This is a genomic window from Calothrix sp. FACHB-168 (genome assembly GCF_963889195.1).
Lineage (GTDB): Bacteria > Cyanobacteriota > Cyanobacteriia > Cyanobacteriales > Nostocaceae > Aulosira > Aulosira anomala_A.
The window spans coordinates 115,892-135,170 of the sequence record NZ_CAWPNJ010000063.1 but is presented as its reverse complement, the minus strand read 5'-3'; the positions used below and the strand labels follow the sequence as shown (position 1 = coordinate 135,170).

General features: G+C 40.6%; 22 protein-coding genes. 11 read left to right on the top strand and 11 right to left on the bottom strand.

What is annotated here, in order from left to right; translation table 11 throughout:
* Window positions 1–100: 100 nt before the first annotated feature.
* Both AACW45_RS31140 and AACW45_RS31135 read left to right on the top strand, forming a co-directional pair.
* Window positions 101–1,336, top strand: coding sequence for an FAD-dependent oxidoreductase (locus tag AACW45_RS31140; RefSeq protein WP_190629831.1), 1,236 nt, complete (start codon window positions 101–103; stop codon window positions 1,334–1,336).
* Window positions 1,337–1,806: 470 nt separating this feature from the next.
* On the top strand, window positions 1,807–2,052 hold the full coding sequence (locus tag AACW45_RS31135; protein WP_190538486.1) for a DUF7219 family protein: 246 nt from the start codon (window positions 1,807–1,809) through the stop codon (window positions 2,050–2,052).
* Window positions 2,053–2,082: 30 nt separating this feature from the next.
* Here AACW45_RS31135 and AACW45_RS31130 read toward each other — a convergent pair whose 3' ends face one another.
* Together AACW45_RS31130 and AACW45_RS31125 are read right to left on the bottom strand one after the other, a co-directional pair.
* The gene (locus AACW45_RS31130) at window positions 2,083–2,832 is read right to left on the bottom strand and encodes an SDR family NAD(P)-dependent oxidoreductase (RefSeq protein ID WP_190629828.1); all 750 of its coding nucleotides are present in this window, start codon (window positions 2,830–2,832) and stop codon (window positions 2,083–2,085) included.
* 6 nt (window positions 2,833–2,838) lie between these two features.
* The gene (locus AACW45_RS31125) at window positions 2,839–3,504 is read right to left on the bottom strand and encodes a class I SAM-dependent methyltransferase (protein ID WP_190629826.1); all 666 of its coding nucleotides are present in this window, start codon (window positions 3,502–3,504) and stop codon (window positions 2,839–2,841) included.
* 152 nt (window positions 3,505–3,656) lie between these two features.
* Between AACW45_RS31125 and AACW45_RS31120 the strand changes: the two genes are divergently transcribed.
* Both AACW45_RS31120 and AACW45_RS31115 read left to right on the top strand, forming a co-directional pair.
* Entirely contained in the window at window positions 3,657–3,908 is a 252-nt protein-coding gene (locus tag AACW45_RS31120; protein WP_190629824.1) for a hypothetical protein, read from the top strand.
* Window positions 3,895–4,698: a phosphate/phosphite/phosphonate ABC transporter substrate-binding protein gene (locus tag AACW45_RS31115; RefSeq protein WP_190629822.1), complete on the top strand. Its 804-nt coding sequence runs from the start codon at window positions 3,895–3,897 to the stop codon at window positions 4,696–4,698. Before AACW45_RS31120 ends, AACW45_RS31115 begins: the two co-directional genes overlap by 14 nt.
* Window positions 4,699–5,039: 341 nt before the next feature.
* On the opposite strand, the gene AACW45_RS31110 is transcribed toward AACW45_RS31115, so the two are convergent.
* Together AACW45_RS31110 and AACW45_RS31105 are read right to left on the bottom strand one after the other, a co-directional pair.
* Complete coding sequence (locus AACW45_RS31110) at window positions 5,040–6,290, bottom strand: tetratricopeptide repeat protein (RefSeq protein WP_190629820.1); 1,251 nt, start codon at window positions 6,288–6,290, stop codon at window positions 5,040–5,042.
* Window positions 6,291–6,917: 627 nt separating this feature from the next.
* Window positions 6,918–7,343, bottom strand: coding sequence for a YidH family protein (locus tag AACW45_RS31105; protein ID WP_096647161.1), 426 nt, complete (start codon window positions 7,341–7,343; stop codon window positions 6,918–6,920).
* A gap of 398 nt (window positions 7,344–7,741) precedes the next feature.
* Here AACW45_RS31105 and AACW45_RS31100 point away from each other — a divergent pair, with 398 nt between their 5' ends.
* A complete protein-coding gene (locus AACW45_RS31100) occupies window positions 7,742–8,677 on the top strand; it encodes a LysR substrate-binding domain-containing protein (RefSeq protein ID WP_190629818.1) in 936 nt (311 codons plus the stop codon).
* Window positions 8,678–8,762: 85 nt separating this feature from the next.
* Here AACW45_RS31100 and nifK read toward each other — a convergent pair whose 3' ends face one another.
* Window positions 8,763–10,067 carry a nitrogenase molybdenum-iron protein subunit beta gene (nifK, locus tag AACW45_RS31095; RefSeq protein WP_096647163.1) on the bottom strand — a complete coding sequence of 435 codons (1,305 nt, stop codon included), beginning with the start codon at window positions 10,065–10,067 and terminating at the stop codon, window positions 8,763–8,765.
* A 224-nt stretch (window positions 10,068–10,291) separates the two neighbouring features.
* On the bottom strand, window positions 10,292–10,450 hold the full coding sequence (locus AACW45_RS31090) for a hypothetical protein (RefSeq protein WP_190538597.1): 159 nt from the start codon (window positions 10,448–10,450) through the stop codon (window positions 10,292–10,294).
* 386 nt (window positions 10,451–10,836) lie between these two features.
* Between AACW45_RS31090 and AACW45_RS31085 the strand changes: the two genes are divergently transcribed.
* Together AACW45_RS31085 and AACW45_RS31080 are read left to right on the top strand one after the other, a co-directional pair.
* A complete protein-coding gene (locus AACW45_RS31085; RefSeq protein ID WP_190629816.1) occupies window positions 10,837–12,138 on the top strand; it encodes a site-specific integrase in 1,302 nt (433 codons plus the stop codon).
* A gap of 80 nt (window positions 12,139–12,218) precedes the next feature.
* On the top strand, window positions 12,219–12,593 hold the full coding sequence (locus AACW45_RS31080; RefSeq protein WP_190629814.1) for a hypothetical protein: 375 nt from the start codon (window positions 12,219–12,221) through the stop codon (window positions 12,591–12,593).
* Window positions 12,594–12,654: 61 nt separating this feature from the next.
* On the opposite strand, the gene AACW45_RS31075 is transcribed toward AACW45_RS31080, so the two are convergent.
* The gene (locus tag AACW45_RS31075; RefSeq protein WP_190629812.1) at window positions 12,655–13,206 is read right to left on the bottom strand and encodes an REP-associated tyrosine transposase; all 552 of its coding nucleotides are present in this window, start codon (window positions 13,204–13,206) and stop codon (window positions 12,655–12,657) included.
* Window positions 13,207–13,269: 63 nt separating this feature from the next.
* Window positions 13,270–13,422: a hypothetical protein gene (locus AACW45_RS31070; protein WP_190629810.1), complete on the bottom strand. Its 153-nt coding sequence runs from the start codon at window positions 13,420–13,422 to the stop codon at window positions 13,270–13,272.
* Window positions 13,423–13,469: 47 nt separating this feature from the next.
* Here AACW45_RS31070 and AACW45_RS31065 point away from each other — a divergent pair, with 47 nt between their 5' ends.
* The 3 genes from AACW45_RS31065 (at window position 13,470) to AACW45_RS31055 (ending at window position 14,968) form a co-directional block, all read left to right on the top strand.
* Entirely contained in the window at window positions 13,470–13,745 is a 276-nt protein-coding gene (locus AACW45_RS31065) for a hypothetical protein (protein WP_190629808.1), read from the top strand.
* The gene (vapC, locus tag AACW45_RS31060; protein WP_190629806.1) at window positions 13,730–14,128 is read left to right on the top strand and encodes a type II toxin-antitoxin system tRNA(fMet)-specific endonuclease VapC; all 399 of its coding nucleotides are present in this window, start codon (window positions 13,730–13,732) and stop codon (window positions 14,126–14,128) included. Before AACW45_RS31065 ends, vapC begins: the two co-directional genes overlap by 16 nt.
* A gap of 120 nt (window positions 14,129–14,248) precedes the next feature.
* Window positions 14,249–14,968, top strand: a complete 720-nt coding sequence (locus AACW45_RS31055; RefSeq protein WP_190629803.1) for a dienelactone hydrolase family protein — start codon at window positions 14,249–14,251, stop codon at window positions 14,966–14,968.
* A gap of 343 nt (window positions 14,969–15,311) precedes the next feature.
* Here the strand turns inward: AACW45_RS31055 and AACW45_RS31050 are convergent, their stop codons facing one another.
* Complete coding sequence (locus tag AACW45_RS31050; protein WP_190629801.1) at window positions 15,312–15,851, bottom strand: DUF2267 domain-containing protein; 540 nt, start codon at window positions 15,849–15,851, stop codon at window positions 15,312–15,314.
* A gap of 221 nt (window positions 15,852–16,072) precedes the next feature.
* Here AACW45_RS31050 and AACW45_RS31045 point away from each other — a divergent pair, with 221 nt between their 5' ends.
* Complete coding sequence (locus AACW45_RS31045; protein ID WP_190629798.1) at window positions 16,073–16,651, top strand: hypothetical protein; 579 nt, start codon at window positions 16,073–16,075, stop codon at window positions 16,649–16,651.
* Between the two features lie 212 nt (window positions 16,652–16,863).
* On the opposite strand, the gene AACW45_RS31040 is transcribed toward AACW45_RS31045, so the two are convergent.
* Together AACW45_RS31040 and AACW45_RS31035 are read right to left on the bottom strand one after the other, a co-directional pair.
* Window positions 16,864–17,514: a TraX family protein gene (locus AACW45_RS31040; RefSeq protein ID WP_190629795.1), complete on the bottom strand. Its 651-nt coding sequence runs from the start codon at window positions 17,512–17,514 to the stop codon at window positions 16,864–16,866.
* A 330-nt stretch (window positions 17,515–17,844) separates the two neighbouring features.
* Window positions 17,845–19,248 (bottom strand): sensor histidine kinase, encoded by a 1,404-nt coding sequence (locus AACW45_RS31035; protein WP_190629793.1) that lies wholly within the window; start codon window positions 19,246–19,248, stop codon window positions 17,845–17,847.
* Between the last annotated feature and the right edge of the window lie 31 nt (window positions 19,249–19,279).

Genomic DNA, 19,279 nt, shown 5'->3' with positions numbered 1-19,279 from the left:
GCAATTAATCACATCTGTACAGTTGTCAGTTGCTCTAGAATACAACAAATGATTAGAGTCAGAGAAATATCTTGTTTTAGCAAAGGTACGGAAATAAATTATGCATCCACCTGCAAGCGCACAAGAAAAAACTCAGCTTGAGCAAACATCAAAACCACTGGTGCAAAAAGTTGCAATTATTGGTGCTGGGCTTGGGGGATTAGCTGTAGCTGTAGCACTCCGCAAATTAGGGTACAACGTCCAAGTATACGAAAAAGCACAAGATTTCCGTCCTGTAGGCGGTGGATTGGGTTTACTTCCCAATGGCTTGAACTTTCTCCAAGCGATCGCACCTGAACTCGTCACATTAATTAAAGATTCAGGCTGTGAAGTAATTACAACCGTTTTGAAAAACAACCAAGGGGAAACAATTCGCACTAATCCAGCCAGCAGGTATCAAGATAAATACGGTCAGCCATTAGTAACTGTATGGTGGTGGCGTTTACAGCAAGTGCTTGCTTCTCAATTACCAGCTGATATCATTCATCTTAATCATCGTTGTCTTGGTTTTCAACAAAATGACAGTGGCGTAGAAATATATTTTGATAATGGTTCTGTGGTAAGTGCAGACTTATTGATTGGTGCTGATGGCATCAATTCTGTCATTCGCGAAGTTTTAATTCAAGATGGCAAACCACGCTATTTAGAAAGCATGTCTTGGCGTGCTGTGATTAAATGCAATCAACAGGTGCTAAATCCCAGCGAACTCGGTTTTGTTAAAGGGAATCGAGATTTTATGTACCTGTTAAATGTTGGTGACGGTCATATTGCCTGGTTGTATCGTCGCTTATCATTAGATAATAGTCTTTCGGAAAATCCAGCTGCTGTAAAATCACGGATTCTCTCTTACATAACCGATTGGGGAGAATCATTACGCGCATTAGTCGAAGCCACACCAGCAGAGCGAATTTTAGAAGGGCCGATTTGCGATCGGTTACCAATTAATTCCTGGAGTCAAGGAAGAGTCACCTTATTAGGTGATGCAGCTCATCCAATGGCTCCGGCTTTAGGACAAGGCGCAAATAGCACGTTTGAAGATGCTTATGAACTAGCATACTCCTTATCTCAAGCATCGAGTTTACCAGCAGCCTTAACTAACTACGAACAGCGCCGCATTCCCCGTACCCAAAGCATTCAAACCCGTAGTGCCATAGGTGAGATGCGCTATTACGAAACAGAAGCCGAAGCAGCAGCCAGACAAACGCAAGAGCAATCAGCCATAAGTAGAGAAGAATTTCAGGAGTCTTTATTGAGCTACAAACCACCTCAGGCGATCGCGCATCAGGCAATTTTGTAGTCAGGATTTCACTCCTGATTTGCGGACTAAAGCGACACATCAATATATTATGGAGGGCATGGCAATGCCCATTGGTGTCAACTTAACGTGAAACCCGCTTACCGCAAGGAACTGAAGTTCCTTGCTCATAGCCAAAGTCATCTCAAGATGACTAAATATCCTCAAAATCTTGAGTCTACTTCAGTAGACTTGGACTATGAGCCTTGAGCGAAGTCGAAAGGCGGGCGACAAAGCTAAGACAGAGGTATTTTTAACTTACAGTCGTTTTCACCTATTTGAACCACATCTGTCGTAGTAATAGGGGCACGGCACCAGTAAAATTATTGTATGTACCAAAAGATTGTCGGTGCCGGGAAATTCACTGATTACTCAATACTCAACTGTACTACCTCATTTAGTGAAAGTAGCAATGTCAGGAAATTTAAGACTTGCTACTATTTTTCCGTCGAGATTAATACTAAGTACATCCCATGACAGAATCAAACCGCATCAACAAAGATAAATTTACCTATCCTCGTAGCCGTTACTATGGGCAAGTAAAACCAGAGAATTTGGTATTTAATGCCAATCTCCAAGAATTTTCACACAAAGTTGGTTATATCTCCAGCCTCGAAACCAACGGTAAACTTTCACCAGAGGAAGCTTACGAGCAGATTAAAACAGTGTGGAAGCAGTTAAAAAAATCCAAAAAGGAATTAGGAATTACTAGTAAGTAAAATTTCCTTTTTCCTTTATTACTGAAAAATTTACCAATATTGCAATGTTGGGCGAATCAGAATCTCATTCACGTTGACACGTGGCGGTTGTGTCACAGCATAAGCGATCGCGGCCGCAATATCTTCACTTTCTAAAGGCGTCAGCGAACGACGGCGTTCTTCGATGTTTTGTTTGGCTATAGGATCGGAAATGCGATCGTTAATTTCCGTATTCACTAAACCAGGTTCAATAATGGTTACGCGGATATTATCCTGGTAAACTTCTTGGCGCAAGGCTTCTGAAAAACCGTTCACGCCCCATTTAGTAGCGTTATATACACCAACTCCCGCTCTTGCCGTGCGCCCAGCTACCGATGAAATATTTACGATATGCCCCGCACCTTGAGCTTTTAAAATTGGTAAGACGGCATGGGTAACATAAAGCAATCCCAATAAATTGAGATTAATCATATCCTTCCAATCTGCGGTATTTCCCCCATCAATAGCACCGACAGCCGCAATCCCTGCATTATTCACCAGGATATCTATCCGCCCAAATTCTGTTTTTGTCTTGTGGACTAAATTCTGTACTTGAGCTTCATCTGTAACATCAGTAATAATGGGTAGAGCTTTACCACCAGTGGTAGCAATTTTTTCTGCCAGTGCATTTAAGCGATCGCCTCTACGCGCCGCCAATACCACTGTTGCACCTTCATTTGCAAGCGCTATGGCTGTAGCTTCGCCAATACCGGAAGAAGCCCCGGTAATAATTGCAACTTTGCCGTCTAATTTATTTGTCATGATTCATCAACGCTTAATTGCTAAAGTCAATCCATCGGCTATGGAAATCAAGCTTAAATCTATCCGCTCATCTTGATGCAGTTTTTGATTAAACTCTCGAATCGCATTAGTAGCAGAGTCTTGCACATCTGCGTTTGCTGCTCGTCCAGACCAGAGTACGTTATCAACAGCAATTAATCCACCTGGTCTAATTAACTGTAACACTCTTTCGTAATAAGCATAATAGTTTTCCTTATCGGCATCAATAAAGGCAAAATCAAAGGTTTCTGCTTCACCTGCTGATAATAATTTATCCAAAGTCTCCGTCGCTGGAGCTAATCGCAGGTCGATTTTATCTACTACACCAGCTGCTTGCCAATAACGCCGAGCAATATCGGTAAATTCTTCACTCACATCACAAGCAATGATTTTACCGTCAGCTGGTAACGCCAAAGCAACGCTTAAAGAACTATAACCTGTGAAAACTCCTAACTCCAGAGTTTTCTTTGCGCCAATCAGCTTAACTAAAAAACCGAGAAACTGTCCTTGTTCCGGCGCTACCTGCATATTTGCTCTGGGATGACGCGCTGTCTCTTCCCGCAGCTTGAAGAGTAATTCTGGTTCGCGCAAAGAAATAGACAACAGATACTCATAAAGTTCGTTGGATAGATGCAGGGTTTTACTACGAGTCATAGGGCTTTTGGGATTGTTACAGGGAATTTTCAGCCTTAGCTTACTCGAATTAGGGAATTTTGAATTCTGGCATTGGGCTGATATAGTTTATAATGTACATTAAATCTATCGACTTAGAGTATTTTATTTTTGCATTCAAGGAAGACAGCGAAATGGCATTAGCCCAAAACATCAGTATCCCAGACAATCAAACAGTAAATCGCCCTTTATTCTCAAAGAAACCACTAGCGATCGCAGCCTTGTTACAAAGGCTATGGTGGCATACTAAAGGGTATACAACAGTTTTGGGTATGATGATGCTAACCTTTGGCAGTTTGGGTTTTTTATACATCTATGTTTCTGCTAAGAAGTTAACCCAATTATCTCAGCATCATCCTGTTGTCGAAAAAAATGAATATAGATAAAAGGTTACGAATTGTATCTTACCTAGCGCCTAATTGGTTCGGATTTTATCAAGCGATCGCAGCTTATTTAAGTCGGATTTTACCACTAGAAACCCAACTACAGCAAAGCCAAATCGATCCCTTAGAAGATCCAAAGTTATTTCAAGACCAAATAGACCTAGCTTTTATTTGTGGCTTACCACTAATTCGCTATAGTCAAATAGTCTCTCACCAATTGCAGACATTAGTTGCACCTGTGATGACATCATCACGCTATCACAACTTGCCGATTTACTATGCAGATGTGATTGTCAACGCTCGTAGTCATATCCAGAAGTTTGCAGATTTATCGGGTAAAACATTTTGCTATAACGATGCAGGTTCTAACAGTGGTTACAATTTACTCTGTCATCGCTTACTTCAAGAAACAGATCCGGAAAATTTCTTTGGTAAGACTATACAATCTGGCTTTCATCAGCGTTCAATTCGCTGGGTAGTAGAGGGATTAGCAGATTGTGCAGCGATTGACAGCGTGGTATTAGAACAGGAATTAGAAAATTCTCCGGAATTATCACAGCATTTGCGTGTGGTGGATGTTTTAGGCCCTTCTCCTATGCCACCGTTAGTAGTAGCACAGCGTTTAGGTATTGCTGTAATTGAACAAATGCGGTTAGCATTACTCCAACCTGATGCAGAGTTGCAAGCAATCATGGCAGAATTTGGAGTTAAGCGTTTTGCTGCGGTTGAATTAGAAGATTATCAAATACTTAACCAAATTTACCGTACCCGCGCTTGTGTAAGCTTGTCTTAAATATAAAATTTCACGCTGGAAGTATAGATAATTGTAAGGGCATGGCACTGACATGCCCCTACCTGTGTACCTCATTTACCTGAAATACGCTGTATATGCGGTGAACTCTTCTTGATTTCTCTTCCTTTGTGCCCTTAGTGTCTTTGCGGTTCGTTTTTTAACCTTCAAAATTACAGCAGTTTTCACCTATTTAAACCAGATCTGTCGTAGGGGCACGGCACTAGTCAAATTATTGTATGTACCAAAAGATTGTCGGTGCCGTGCCCCTACAGCGTGGTCTATTTACCTGAAAATAGCTGTAATGCGATAGACCAAAAGCATGTAAATTTTGTTACTTTCCATTAAGCTGTAATCCCGTAAATCCGATTCTGCTGTTGTGCCAAAAATAGAGCATCTTGATAAACTTGCTCAAACAATACTCGCTGTGCATGACTACCGCCAATTTCCTGGAGGCGCGACAATACAGGCTTGAGTTCTACAACTGTTCTATAGAAATCACCTTGAGCATGAGCTACCATTCCTCTAGCTGCGGGGATTGCTACCTCTAACCAACCTCTTCGGAGGAAAGGATTGATAGTCAAAGCATGGTGTTGCATACTCTCTAACATCTGATTTGCTCGTTGATGATATCCAGCTTTGGCAAAGGCGTAGACATAATGCAAGTCTTGAAATGGTAATGCATGTTCGCCAATGCGGTTGTCAAGATAATTACTCATATCTTGCCAGCGATCGCTCACATTTACCCGGCGTAATTCTAAACGCAATAACAATGAAATTGCCCCTACTTGGTCTTTAGGCGATTGTTTGTTTGCACGTTCCCAAATATGAGTATCGTAAAGCTTAAGTACTTTTTGGTAGTTTTTTTGCTCTAAATAATACAGTGCAATATGCCACCAGTTATGAGTGTAAAGCATAGAGTTGCAGTTTTCCCAGGTATCTGCAAAAGCCTCCATCCAAGCTATACCCTCATTAACTCTTCCCTGAGTTTCCATTACATGAGCGATCGCATGATGCGCCCAAGGATCGTATTTATTAAGAGCGATCGCTTGACGCGCTATTTTTTCTGCTGCATCCAGTTGGTGACATTGTTCTAAACCAAACGCCACCATCCCATATAAATAATGCTGTTCTAAATTACTTGGTAAAACCTTCTGCGCAATTTGTAATAATTTATCTTTATCGCCTATGTAAAAATAATGATATTGTCCCTGTTGTACCGAGATTAAATCGCGGGGAAATTTATCAGTGATTTCTTCGTGAATTGCGATCGCCACATCAATCTGCTGATTTGCCCAAGCTAAAATAGCCTGCACATATAACTTTTCTCTCGTCGTTGTCTGAGCTAAATATTGTTGTGCAGCTTGCAGATATGGTTGTGCTTGCTTCCAAGCTTGACTATTTTCTTGACTCAAATAATAAGCTGCTGCATAAGCGTGAGCTAATGCACAAGTGGGATCGGCTGCAATAGCTTGCAAAATCGCTGTTTCTGCATCTCTGCCATAGCCAAGCGCTTGCTCGATAAAATTATTAATAGCCGCGATCGCTTTGGCTGAATCTGTCGTGACAATCAGTCCTTGTGCATCTTTGAGCATAATTAATTCCTTACACCACAATCAATAGAGGTGCTGATAGCATCTCCAACTAAAAGCTTGATTTTAAAATACGGTAAATCGGTCGATTAATGGGCTTATTTTTTTGAGTATGTCACATCCATCGCAAAACCGCAAGTACTAAACCACTGTAATCCGATAGACAAATAGTATTTATACAAATTTGAAAAAAAGAATGCGATAAACTTAGCGTGAACCCCGTTTACCACAAGGAACTTCAGTTCCTTGCTAATAGCCAAAGTCATCTCAAGATGACTAAATATCCTCAAAATCTTGAGTCTACTTCAGTAGACTTTGGCTATTAGCCTTGGAATTCATTCCAAGGCGGGTGACGCTTGTACAGAGGCTATTTTTATCTGAAGTTGACACCAATGGGCATTACCTTGCCCTCTAGAATACAGCAGATTGCCAGTTGGTGAAGTACAGATTATATCGTTGATTGTAGGGGCACTGGCACTGCCATGCCCCGAAGCGCGTACCTCATTTACCTGAAATCTGCTGTATATTGATGTCTCGCCAAAAGCAAAATTTGCTCCCTCAGCGCAGCCACAGGGAGCAAAAAAAGTAAAAGCATAAATTGTCTGTAGAGTTAACGATCAATAAAATCCATCACTCCAGTATAAAACTATTCAAATAATCTAGAGGCACAGTGAACACATAATAGAGTACACCACCACCGAGAAGAACTACAGCCAAGCTAGCAAGCAATATCCAACGGTCTGGAGGTTGATAAGTATCCTCGTCAATATCGCGACGAACTGCGAAATAATGCTGAGTTGAAAGTAACACTGTTAACACGCCAACCAACGCAAAGGCTAAACCCAACTTCCAACCACTACCAGGCGGTTGCGGTGCTAAAGGCGGACGAATAATCCGCAAGCGGACAATTAACACCCCAAAACCCATGAGCGCAATCCCACTTCGCATCCAGGCTAAATAAGTACGTTCATTTGCCAAATGATCCCGCACCCTATCCGATCTATATTTCTTTTTTTCTACAATCTTTTGTGCCAATTCTTTTGCTTCTGTCTTCATCACATTTAAATCTTCAACTAACTGGCTAAAATGCGCCTACGGACTTCCCAGTAAAAAATATTCCCTGATAACAGTCAACAGTCAACAGTTAACAGTCAACAACTTGAAGCGGAATAATTTATTTTTCGGAGTTACCCTACTCGCTGTATAACACCTCACATTGAAAATTGCGTTTAAATCTTGTGTATAAGCATAGTTTCAGTCTATAACTCCTTCCAATTCAAAGCAAACAGTCTTTTTTGTTAAATTCATAGACTGAATTTATGGTTGTGCAGCTCATACATATAACCATAATAACCATATCACGAACATATACAACTAACTACAGTTATCCGCTAAATTTAGCGTATAATGCTTTTCAGGTAATTAAAAAACTAACCAAGCTGCACATAGCCCCAATGACGCTGGAACAGTTGCGAATTTTTTTAGCCGTAGCGGAAATGTTGCACTTTACTCGTGCTGCGGAAACACTTTACATTACTCAGCCAGCAGTGAGTGCGGCGATCCAAAGCTTAGAGACAGAATATGGTGTGCGGTTATTTCATCGCATTGGCCGTCATATAGAAATCACAGATGCAGGTAAATTATTACAGCGTGAAGCGCAAAAGATTCTTGACCATGTAGAGTTAACCAAACGCGGCTTAAAAGAGTTAAATAATTTACAACGTGGAGAGTTAAAAATAGGTGCAAGCCTCACTGTTGGCAACTATTGGCTACCAGAAAAAATTAGTCAATTTAAGCAATTATATCCTGGTATTTTTATTAATTGTAAGTTAGGTAATGCGGAAGAAATTTGTGAAGGAACTGCTGTTGGTATCTATGATTTAGGTTTAGTTACGGGAGATATTAAACCATCATTACAGCAATCTTTAGAGAAAGCAGAAATAGGACGCGATCGCCTGCAAATTGTTATCGGTAAATCTCACCCTTGGTATGGGCGTAATGAAGTTTATCTAGAGGAATTATTTAATACCGGTTGGGTAATGCGCGAGTCTGGTTCCGGCGCACAGCAAATATTTCATCACGCCTTAGAAAGTTGGGGAATTGAACCCAGTAACTTAGATGTTGTCCTCAACCTCAATACTAGCGAAATGGTAAAATCTGTGGTTGAAAGCGGCGTAGGTGCAGCCGCAATTCCCGAATCAATGGTGAAAAAAGAATTACAATTAGGAACCTTACACGCCGTACAAATTATTAACAGACAAAAAAAATGTCATAACAAATTAGAAATTGTCCAACCTGTGTGGAAACTCAAACACCGTCAACGGTTTCACACCAGAGTTATGAGCGCCTTTGAAGATATGCTGATTCAAGAAGATATGCAAGTCGCTTAGGTTAAAGCTGAAGTTAAAATGTTATAAATAATACTTGTTACTAGATTTTGTGACGCTAATTGCGATCGCGCCTCATAACTTATAATTAGCCTGATAGCCAACGCATTAGAGAACGTAAGTGCCACAAGTCTTTACCTGCCCAAATTTTAGCTTCCTTACCGAAGGGGCTAGAATCTAGCAATGCTTGCAGTTCTTTTTCAAATACATCGTTGGAGTTGTGAACCAAAATGTGAACGGGTTCAGCACCCAATTCCAACATGAAGCCAACAACACTGTAAACCAAATCAGGATCGCCGTAGATAGCGAAGCGCTTACCGTGAACCCAAGCATGGGAGTCAGTCATAGCATCAACTGCACGACCGCGTTCGATTTCTAGCTCTTCAGGAATGGGTTTACCAGTCAGTTCGCTGAGTTTGATTAGGAACTCATCAGTAGCTTTAATGCCCCAAGGACGAGAAACAACTACATCTTGCTTCCATTCTTTAGCGATGTAATCACGGGTCTTAGGAGTAGAATGAGCTTGCAGCACAACTGTAGCCTTAGCGTTAATTGCATCTGCTGCATCTTCTAACTTAGTACCACCTGGGTACATATCGAATTCACCAGTGTTAGGTGCATCCAAATAATCGCTGTTGTCAGAAAGAATGGTGTAGTCGATACCGAACAGAGAAGCAATACGTTTTACTTCCCGGAGGTTACCAACGTAGGTGTCAAAACCAGAGATGAAGTTGATTTTGCCATTGCTGGTGGATTTCTTCTTACCTGCGGTTAAGGTAGAGAGAATTCCCTTCATCATGTTGTCGTAACCAGTGATGTGGGAACCAACAAAGCTAGGAGTGTGAGCGTAAGGAACTGGGAAATCTTGAGGAACTGAACCAGCGCTCTTAGCGTTGTTAATAAACGCTTGTAAGTCATCCCCGATAACCTCAGCCATACAGGTGGTGCAGACTGCAATCATCTTGGGCTTGTACAGAGTGTAAGAGTTTGCCAAGCCATCAATCATGTTTTGCAAACCACCGAACACGGCTGCATCTTCAGTCATGGAAGAAGACACACCAGAGAATGGTTCTTTGTAGTGACGGGTTAAGTGGGTACGGAAGTAAGCCACGCAACCTTGAGAACCTTGAACGAAAGGTAAAGTACCTTCAAAACCAACCGCAGCGAACATAGCGCCTAAAGGTTGGCAACCTTTAGCAGGGTTAACTGTTAAAGCTTCACGAGCGAAGTTCTTTTCACGATAATCCCAGCTTTTTGTCCATTCCGCAACTCTTTCTACTTCTGCGGGATCGTGACCGTTTTCAAACTCTTTCTTGTTTTGGAAAAGTTGTTTGTACTCCGGTTGGTGGAATAGCTCTACGTGGTCTTGAATTTTATCTGGATTCTGAGGCATTTCTGGATCTCCAAGCTGACTGAATTCGTGACTGACTGGTCAAAGATGAGGATTTCTAGCGGATTGAGTCACGAGAGTTGCAGGTGGGGAGCGGGAATATTAATCAAAACTCAAAATGCAAAACCAAAATTTCCATTTTAATTTTTAGTTTTGAATCTTGGATTCCCAATTCCCCCCTGGGGTTTTAAGCCCCAGGCCCCTGTTAATCTCTCGATTCCATGTCCTTAAACGGTAGCTTTAGCCTTAGCTCCAGCTTTCTTGCTCCAAGGAGCACCAATTAAACCCCAGGTTGGGCTGTTGAGTGCCAAATCCATATCACGAGCGAAGATAGCAAATCCGTCATAACCGTGATAAGGGCCGGAGTAATCCTTTTTATGCTTCAATGACTTTCAGTAGCCTAATGTTCGCTGCAATCAATGTCAGTTTCAAACATTGTTCGCCCAGAACACATTTATTTTTAGGCTAAATCTAGGCTAAAGATACCGCAATGCATAACCAGGGTCAAACAATTTTAGATTTTGGATTTTAGATTTTAGATTGAATGCAGCCACTCTTGGGTTGCAGCTTGAGGATTTGAGATTGAGGATTTTAGATTTGTTTCGTCCACGGGTGCTTGAAACAAGGAATAATCCAAAATCCAAAATTTAAAATCTAAAATTCAGAGGGTCAAGACAAATATCAACAAGCTTTTGCTGACTTAGAGCCAGTTTCGTCTACCGATGGCAGTTTTTTCGGCTCAAGTCTGCAAGCACAGCAGCAAAGAGAACACATGAGAACAAAAGTCTTGCAAGAGTTAGAGAAGGTAAATCTGCGTTTGAAGTCTGCAAAGACAAAGGTAACAATTCGCGAATCTAATGGAAGTCTGCAATTACGGGCGACGTTACCAATTAAACCGGGGGATACAGATAAAAATGGCACTGGGAGAAAGCAATATAATATTAGTTTAAATATTCCCGCCAACTTAGATGGATTAAAAACGGCGGAAGAAGAAGCTTATGAATTAGGTAAATTAATTGCTCGCAAAACTTTTGAATGGAATGATAAATATTTAGGTACTGAGGCGATTAAAAAAGATTTTCAAACTGTAGGAAAATTATTAGCTAAATTTGAAGATGAGTATTTTAAAACTCATAAACGCACTACTAAAAGCGAGCATACATTTTTTTATTACTTTTCAAGAACACAAAGATTTACTGATTCTCAAGATATCGCCACGGCGGAAAATTTGATAAATGCCATTGAAAAAATTGAGAAAGAATGGGCTAAATATAATGCAGCTAGAGCTATAGCGGCATTTTGCCAAACATTTAAAATCGAAATTGATTTATCTAAATATTCTAAAATGCCCGATCGCAATTCTCGCAACATACCCACAGATGGGGAAATAGCCACAGGAATTGCCAAGTTTGCAGAGTATCTGCATACTAGAGGTAATCAAGTAAACCAAGATGTGAAAGATAGCTGGCAGCTTTGGCGCTGGGCTTATGGTATGTTAGCAGTTTTTGGTTTACGTCCGCGAGAATTATTTATTAATCCTGATATTGATTGGTGGTTGAGTCAAGAAAATATAGATTTAAGCTGGAAAGTCCATAAAGATTGTAAGACTGGGGAAAGGCAAGCTTTACCTTTACATAAACAATGGATTGCAGAATTTGATTTAAGAAACCCAAAGTATTTAGAAATGCTGGCAACGGCGATTAGTAAAAAAGATAAAAATAACCATGCAGAAATCACAGCTTTAACCCAAAGAGTTAGTTGGTGGTTTCGGAAAATTGGCTTAGATTTTAAGCCCTACGATTTACGCCATGCATGGGCAATTAGAGCGCATATTTTAGGCATACCAATTAAAGCGGCGGCAGATAATTTAGGGCATAGTGTACAAGTGCATACCCAAACTTATCAGCGTTGGTTCTCGCTGGATATGCGGAAGTTGGCTATTAATCAAGCTTTGAGTAAACGGGATGAAGTTGAATTGATTAGAGAAGAGAATGCAAAGTTAAAGATGGAGAATGAAAAATTGAAGTTGGAAATTGAGAAGTTGAAGATGGAGTTAGTTTATAAGCGGAGTTAAATGTGTTGATAAAATTGAGGCGGTGCGTTGCGCTACGCGACAACACACCCTACATTAAACTATAGTAAAAAGGTGAAATTATGTCTGTTTTATGCCAGATTGCACTAGTAGATGATGAAAAACAATTCATGGAGTATCTAAAACAATATAATCATCCACCATCTGGCTATGGAGGTTGGGGAAGATTTTACGGTGAAGTTCCTGCCATCGAAACAACCTTACAAATTAATTGGAGTGATTACGAATTAGAAAATAAAGTTCCATTTCCTAAAGGTCGAGAAAAAGATCAAGAACGCGCACCAGATTACTTTAGAGTCATTCACCATCATCGGCATTTAGTACCAAAGCCTGAATATTATAGTTCCTTGTCCTCTTCTACTGAAGAGATGGAGCGTGCTTTGAATGTAGGGCATCATGCTATTACTCTGTGTGTTATCTACGTTGTAAAACTATAGTGCGATCGCATTTCTTACGTAGGGTGTGTTGTCGCGTAGCGCAACGCACCACCCCATTATCTCAAACATCCCAAATATCCGACGCAAGCTGAATCTCACCACTGCTACCCCAATCTAAGGGGTAAATTTGCTGCTGGATAAAACGGTGAATGCTTGAAAATGCCCATTGTTGAGGTGACTCACAAAGCTGGTGCTTTACAGGATTGTAATGAATATAATCGCAATGATTAGCAAAATCACCATCATCTCTTATGTGATGCTCCCAGAAACGGCGTTGCCATAGGTTGCTTTCTTTGCGCTTTTCTCGTGAACGGGAGATAGCAAAATCAAGTCCTAACTGATGTCCGTAATATTTGGTAACAAAGCGTTTGATCAACAGCATTCGCATTGATATGTTACTATCTCCTGCTGGTAGAGTCCATAAGGTATGAAAGTGATCTGGTAAGAGAACAAAGGCATCAATGGATAATGGGTAATTCTGCCGAACATGTTGAAGGGCGGTGCGGAGAGCATTACGTCCCGTATCGGAGCAAAGCCAGGGTTGGCGTTGGTAGGTAACTTGGGTGATAAAGTAAGTACCACCGGAAATTTTACATCTGCGGTAGTTGGGCATGGTTGTGAGGGGTGAAGTATGTTTTTAGGGTGCCCATATTTAATGCAGTTTTAATTGGGAAAGCTAAATGTTGATGATTAATGCGGTGCGTTGCGCTGCGCGACAACACACCCTACGCTCTACAGAGTTGGTGATTGAATAGATACTGATTTCTATGAAAATGAGGAGTGCGATCGCATTTTTACAAAAGAGCGATCGCACTTCACTTGCTGACAATGCTTAGATATCATAGGAATATCAGGTTCTGGTTAGCAGATCGGATTATGGAAAGTATTAAGGTTAGGACATATATTGGTAATGACGGAATTCTACAAGTTCAGCTACCGCCAGAAATTGTTAACCAAGAGTTAGATGTGGTGATTGTCTTTCAACCTGTGATTCAAGAAGCCTCACAGTCTGCAAGCAAAACACCCCAAGAATTAGGATACTCGCACAGGTTTGTTGCTGAAGTAGTAGGTAGTTGGGAAGGTGAACCACTTGAACGTCCAGAGCAGCTTGCTTTTGAGGAACGGGAGGAAATTCAATGGCCTACCTCCTAGATACTAATGCATGTATCCAAATTCTCAATTCAGCAAATTCACCTGTTACCCAGAAACTTCTCTCAATTCCGGCTCAAGATATTTACCTGTGTACTGTTGTTTATAGTGAACTGTATTATGGCGCTTACAAAAGTGCAAATGTTAATAGAAATATCACTCATCTAGAAAATTTCTTTGCAGAATTTGCTGTTTTACCATTGGATCTTCAAGCTGCAAAAATAGCTGGAGATATTCGCGCTCGTCTAAATACTTTGGGTACTCCAATTGGGGGAAATGATTTACTAATTGCGGCGATCGCTTTAGCAAATGACCTAATTCTTGTCACCCACAATACCCGTGAATTTAGTCGGATCGATAGTTTAAAGTATGAAGACTGGGAATAAGTTAGGTTAGATAGCAATCTAGATGATGCTTGTGAAGTGTTAAGGCGATCGCACTTCTCTATAAAAACAGTCACAATAGATACATTCCCTAACTGTTCTCACCGCAGCAGAGGTAATCAGGTGCAAATCGAACAAACCGAAGTAATAATTCCTACACCCACCGGAGAAATGCCGGCTTGGTTCTGTACCCATGCTGAAGGTAAACGCCAGCCAGCCGTTATTTTGTTAATGGAAGCATTTGGTTTAACATCGCACATTCGCGACATAGCAATGCGAATCGCCAAAGAAGGTTACGTAGTTCTCGCGCCAGATTTGTACTATCGGGAGTTACCTAATAACAAATTTGCTTACGATGAAGTTGAGTCAGCAATGGCGATGATGTATCGTCTCGATTTTGGTAAACCCATGAAAGAAGATATACAAGCAGCGTTGACTTATGTAAAATCACTCGCTGATGTGTATCCCGATAAGGTTGGCATGACTGGCTTTTGCTTAGGTGGGGGTTTGAGTTTTTTCACCGCTTGTTATTTATCATCAGAGATTGCGGCGGCGGCTCCTTTTTACGGTATGGTTCTTGATGAGTGGTTGGTAGAAGCAAAAAATATTACAGTGCCAATTTACTTATTTTTTGGCGGTGTCGATCCATTTATTCCGAGCGATCGCATCCAGCAAGTTGAGTCTCGGTTACAAGAACTCGGTAAAGAATACAGTATTAAAGTATATCCTGACGCCGATCATGGGTTTTTCTGTAATGAGCGTTATTCCTACAATCCCGTAGCGGCTGAAGATGCTTGGCGAGAGTTGACAGGGTTTTTCCGCAAACATCTTCAAGAGAAATAAAACAGTACAGATTATCGTTGATTGTAGAGGCATGGAACTGCCCATTGGTGTCAAATTAACGTGAAACCCGTCTACCGCAAGGAACTGAAGTTCCTTGCTAATAGTCAAAGTCATCTCAAGATGACTAAATATCCTCAAAAACTTGAGTCTACTTCAGTAGACTTGGGTTATTAGCCTGAGAATTCATTCTCAGGCGGGTGACAAAGCTCAGACAGAGGATATTTTTAGCTTAAGTTGACACAAATGGGCACTGCCATACCCTTACAGCGTACTGCATTTACCTAAAATACGTTTTATGTTTGCGATCGCATCTACAAACAGACTTCATTTTGCCTACTGCTAATTAAGCTTGTTCCCAAAGTTCACGGATGCGATCGGGTAACCAGCTAGCAATTTCCTCAATTCGTTCTGGGGAAAGTTCGTCTTTAGTTGCCGAAAATACTGCTTTTACTGCTTGCTCTCGCTCAACTGTTCGCGGCATTCCGCTTTCATTAGCAACTCGGAATAAAAAGCGATCGGAATCTATTTTGAAGATACCAGGGCCTTGCCAAGGTGGACGAACCCGGCTTAAAAATCCCACAATAGGATTAGTATCTTTCCATAGTTCAGCTACTTCAAACTGGAGTGCTTTCTCATCTGTAGGTACTGCTTCTGTGTGCAATTCAGATTCTACGCGATCGCTGGCTTCTGTTGTCATCAAGTCCCGCATCACGCGAAATACGACTTCGCTAAAGTCTCTAGCATCATAAAGATCCGCAAATCCGCTTCTCACCATCACTTTCTCTAGGAACGAGCGATTTCCATCCGCGATCGCAGTGCGAGCATCTTCAATCTCTGTCGGGTCAACTTCTGGAATGTTTTTTCTAAATGTTTGATCGGGCATAGTTCTTTGTTTATTAATCTTGAGTCTTTATGCTTACCTATGTAAGGTCGCACAAATCAAAAACACTTGGTCTCATCCAGAAGTTCGAGATGTCATCTATCCAAAAGTAAGAAATTCAGCCGCTAAATTTCCTCTGGCTAGTTTCAAAGCGGAATAGCTGAGGATTTGATACCATAATCAAAATGAGCGATCGCCGTCTTGAGCAGATATGCAAACTTCCTATGACAAAGCGCAAGAAAAGCAATCTCCAGTGGATTAAAGAAACCCTTGAACTCAAACCCGATCATCGTTGGGAATCGCCATCAGGCTACAAAATCTTTGTAGCCAATCGCGGCGCTGTTCGCTTCAATGTACCCCAAAATTGGGTTTTTGAGCCACAAGAAAAATCTTTCAAGTTCATGGACAAAAAACCACCTAATGATGATTGCTGTCTAGAAGTATCTTTTAATCAACTCCCGCCTAATGATTGGAGTATGTTTCCTCTCAAAGCCACCTTGCGCAAAATCATGGAAGATGACAGCCGCAACGTCATTGAAAGGGGAGAAATTATTACCGTCAAGCGCCAAACTGCAAAAATTGTTTGGACGGAAATTAAATTTATCGATACCCAAGCCGAACCCAGAGACGCTTTTTCCCGGACTTGTATTGGTTTAGGCTCAAATATTCAATGTTTAATTACATTCGATTATTGGGCAGATCAAGCAGAAGAATTAACACCAATTTGGGATGAAGTAATTCGCAGTTTAACACTAGGATTATATATCCGCGATCCTCGTACTGGTTTAGCTTATCCAGATTAAACGCCAAAAATATCACTACTTTACTCTCTGCAAATGGCAGCCCAATTACTCCAAGATCCCAAAGCATTAGAGAAAGCAATGGCCGTAATGTTGCCAAATTAATTTAGTTGAGAGTTGAGTACAGATTATCGTTGATTGTAGGGGCACTGGCACTGCCATGCCCCGAAGCGCCTACCTAATTTACCTGCAATATCCTGTATATAGAATTATTTCTATGTAGAAAATATAAAATGTCTAATTAAACCTAATATCAATAAATGTCCTGGGTAGAATGCATAAAACCATCTAGCCCTTAGCCCTTGCTTACCATTGAATTCAAAGACAATAATACCTGCAAAAATTGCCAAATTTTGCGCCAGAGAATTCCCAGAAGCGACGAATGCAACAAAATGCAGAATACACCAGTAAAGCGCCCATATTGTGGGCTTGAGTTTATCGGTGAGAGACATTAAGAAAATGACACCAATTCCGTATGCTCCATATTCACAACGGAAAATTTCCGCGATCAATGCACATAATCCCACCACAGGAACTTGCTGCAATAATCGCGGATAACGCCTAACTAGACGCAACATTATTAATCCAATCAGCAGCGTAAACAGAATATTGAGGAATGACTTTCTAAAAAGAATAATATAGATTGGTTGAGAGATGATAGCTGCAATCAACAACCTACTACCATAGCGGTATATATTTCGGGTGTGTTTTTCGCCTTCAGCCACCAGCCATGCAAACAGAGGAAAACTCAAGCGCCCAATATAGTGCAAGATGACTAAATTTGGCAATAACACAGAGTAAACATGATCCATGACCATGAATACTGCTGCTAAGACTTTAATATTAAAAGCTGTCAGTTTAATCACAAACTATCTGCAAAAGATTGCCTACATAATTTCAATGTCTGCAAAATTATATTGAAAATGATTTGGCAATCCCTCTCTATTTAGGCTGAAGCGCTACCGAAAAAAGTATCATATTTGTGATAGATAGGCTGATATAGCAATCCTATCTGAGTTGTGAAAATATTTTTTTGATGAACCGCCAAGACGCCAAGTACGCCAAGGTTCAGAGAAAAAACTGAGAGTTAGCAAATTTCATAAATGATTTAGGATTGCTATAGGGGCATATAGATGTATAAATGTATGCCCCTAATATTTGTGAATGCAACAAGCAACAAAGGTATAGCTAAATGCTTAAGACAATTGCATCGGTATTTCAATCTGAAATTTAGCACCTGCTCCCGGTGTAGAAAGACAATTTAATTTTCCCCCATGTTGCTCAACTATGATTTGATAGCTGATAGAAAGTCCTAACCCAGTACCAGAACCTACAGGTTTTGTGCTAAAAAATGGATCGAAAATGTGAGCTAATGTTGCTTCATCCATACCTATACCATTATCAATAATCGAAATTCTCACAGCACTATTTTCAACAAACAACTCCGTTTTAATATGAATCATTGGCTGGTTAATGGGGTGAGAATCAGAACGTAAAGCATCAATAGCATTATTCAAAATATTCATCAATACTTGATTAAGTTGACTTGCATAGCAGTTAACTTCGGGAAGTGGTTGATATTCTTTAATCACCTGAATTGGCGGAAAATTCTGATTAGCTTGTAATCGATGTTGCAAAATTAATAAAGTACTTTCTATGCCTTCATGTATATCTATCGCTTTCTTGCTAGATTCATCCAACCGAGAGAAATTGCGTAAACTCAAGACAATATTGCGAATGCGATCGCTTCCTGCTTCCATAGAATTTAGCATCTTGGAAACATCTTTCTTTAAATAGTCTATTTCCGCCTCTTCAATTTTTGCTTGCAGTGTGCTAGATGGATGAGGATATTCTGATTGATACTCCTCAATTAGTTCTAACAAAATATTGATAGAGTCTTTAGTATGAGCAATATTGCTATAAATAAAACCAATAGGATTATTGATTTCATGAGCAATACCTGCAACCAGATGTCCCAAACTAGACATTCTTTCTGCTTGAATTAGTTGTGCTTGGGTTTTTTTCAACTCTTTGAGAGTTTGTTGCAAGTAAATATTTTGTCGTTTCAGAGCGTTTTCTGCTAGCTGTCGCTCAATTTCTGCTGCTGAACGCGCCGCAAAGATTTTTAAAATCGATTCTTGTTCTTCGTAACTGCGTTCCAATGGTTTAGTATGCAAACCTGCAATATGTCCGAGAGGCTTTCCTTCAGGATTTAAAATCGGAACACCTAAATAGCTCTCAGCATTCAACATAACTAAGTCTGCATCTTCTGGAAACGCTTGTTGGATGCATTGAGGATAAATCTGCAAACCTTGTTCATAAAGAACACCACAAGGAGTTCCCGCCAAATCGTATTCAAAATTGGGGCCAAAGTTTTCTCCTGTCCAAAATGCCAAAACTTTAGCGCGTGGCTGAGTCTCATCAACAAACTCTGCAATCAATGCATACTGAATTTGTAATACTTCAGCTAAGTAATGGGCACAAGCTTGGAAGAAAGCTTCCCCAACCTGGGATGCAATCCCTTCTACAATCAGTTTCAGGTTAATATTTTCTTGGTGGAGTGGTTGAATTGCCAGTTCTGAGGAATATGGAGTTTGCATGACGGGAAGTTGAATCTCGAATAGTGTTATG

Excerpts from the sequence above, each read along its gene's own strand:
- AACW45_RS31140 (WP_190629831.1), top strand. The coding sequence starts at position 101 with ATGCATCCACCTGCAAGCGCACAAGAAAAAACTCAGCTTGAGCAAACA.
- AACW45_RS31135 (WP_190538486.1), top strand. The coding sequence starts at position 1,807 with ATGACAGAATCAAACCGCATCAACAAAGATAAATTTACCTATCCTCGT.
- AACW45_RS31130 (WP_190629828.1), bottom strand. The coding sequence starts at position 2,832 with ATGACAAATAAATTAGACGGCAAAGTTGCAATTATTACCGGGGCTTCT.
- AACW45_RS31125 (WP_190629826.1), bottom strand. The coding sequence starts at position 3,504 with ATGACTCGTAGTAAAACCCTGCATCTATCCAACGAACTTTATGAGTAT.
- AACW45_RS31120 (WP_190629824.1), top strand. The coding sequence starts at position 3,657 with ATGGCATTAGCCCAAAACATCAGTATCCCAGACAATCAAACAGTAAAT.
- AACW45_RS31115 (WP_190629822.1), top strand. The coding sequence starts at position 3,895 with ATGAATATAGATAAAAGGTTACGAATTGTATCTTACCTAGCGCCTAAT.
- AACW45_RS31110 (WP_190629820.1), bottom strand. The coding sequence starts at position 6,290 with ATGCTCAAAGATGCACAAGGACTGATTGTCACGACAGATTCAGCCAAA.
- AACW45_RS31105 (WP_096647161.1), bottom strand. The coding sequence starts at position 7,343 with ATGAAGACAGAAGCAAAAGAATTGGCACAAAAGATTGTAGAAAAAAAG.
- AACW45_RS31100 (WP_190629818.1), top strand. The coding sequence starts at position 7,742 with ATGACGCTGGAACAGTTGCGAATTTTTTTAGCCGTAGCGGAAATGTTG.
- nifK (WP_096647163.1), bottom strand. The coding sequence starts at position 10,067 with ATGCCTCAGAATCCAGATAAAATTCAAGACCACGTAGAGCTATTCCAC.
- AACW45_RS31085 (WP_190629816.1), top strand. The coding sequence starts at position 10,837 with ATGAGAACAAAAGTCTTGCAAGAGTTAGAGAAGGTAAATCTGCGTTTG.
- AACW45_RS31080 (WP_190629814.1), top strand. The coding sequence starts at position 12,219 with ATGTCTGTTTTATGCCAGATTGCACTAGTAGATGATGAAAAACAATTC.
- AACW45_RS31075 (WP_190629812.1), bottom strand. The coding sequence starts at position 13,206 with ATGCCCAACTACCGCAGATGTAAAATTTCCGGTGGTACTTACTTTATC.
- AACW45_RS31065 (WP_190629808.1), top strand. The coding sequence starts at position 13,470 with ATGGAAAGTATTAAGGTTAGGACATATATTGGTAATGACGGAATTCTA.
- vapC (WP_190629806.1), top strand. The coding sequence starts at position 13,730 with ATGGCCTACCTCCTAGATACTAATGCATGTATCCAAATTCTCAATTCA.
- AACW45_RS31050 (WP_190629801.1), bottom strand. The coding sequence starts at position 15,851 with ATGCCCGATCAAACATTTAGAAAAAACATTCCAGAAGTTGACCCGACA.
- AACW45_RS31045 (WP_190629798.1), top strand. The coding sequence starts at position 16,073 with ATGACAAAGCGCAAGAAAAGCAATCTCCAGTGGATTAAAGAAACCCTT.
- AACW45_RS31035 (WP_190629793.1), bottom strand. The coding sequence starts at position 19,248 with ATGCAAACTCCATATTCCTCAGAACTGGCAATTCAACCACTCCACCAA.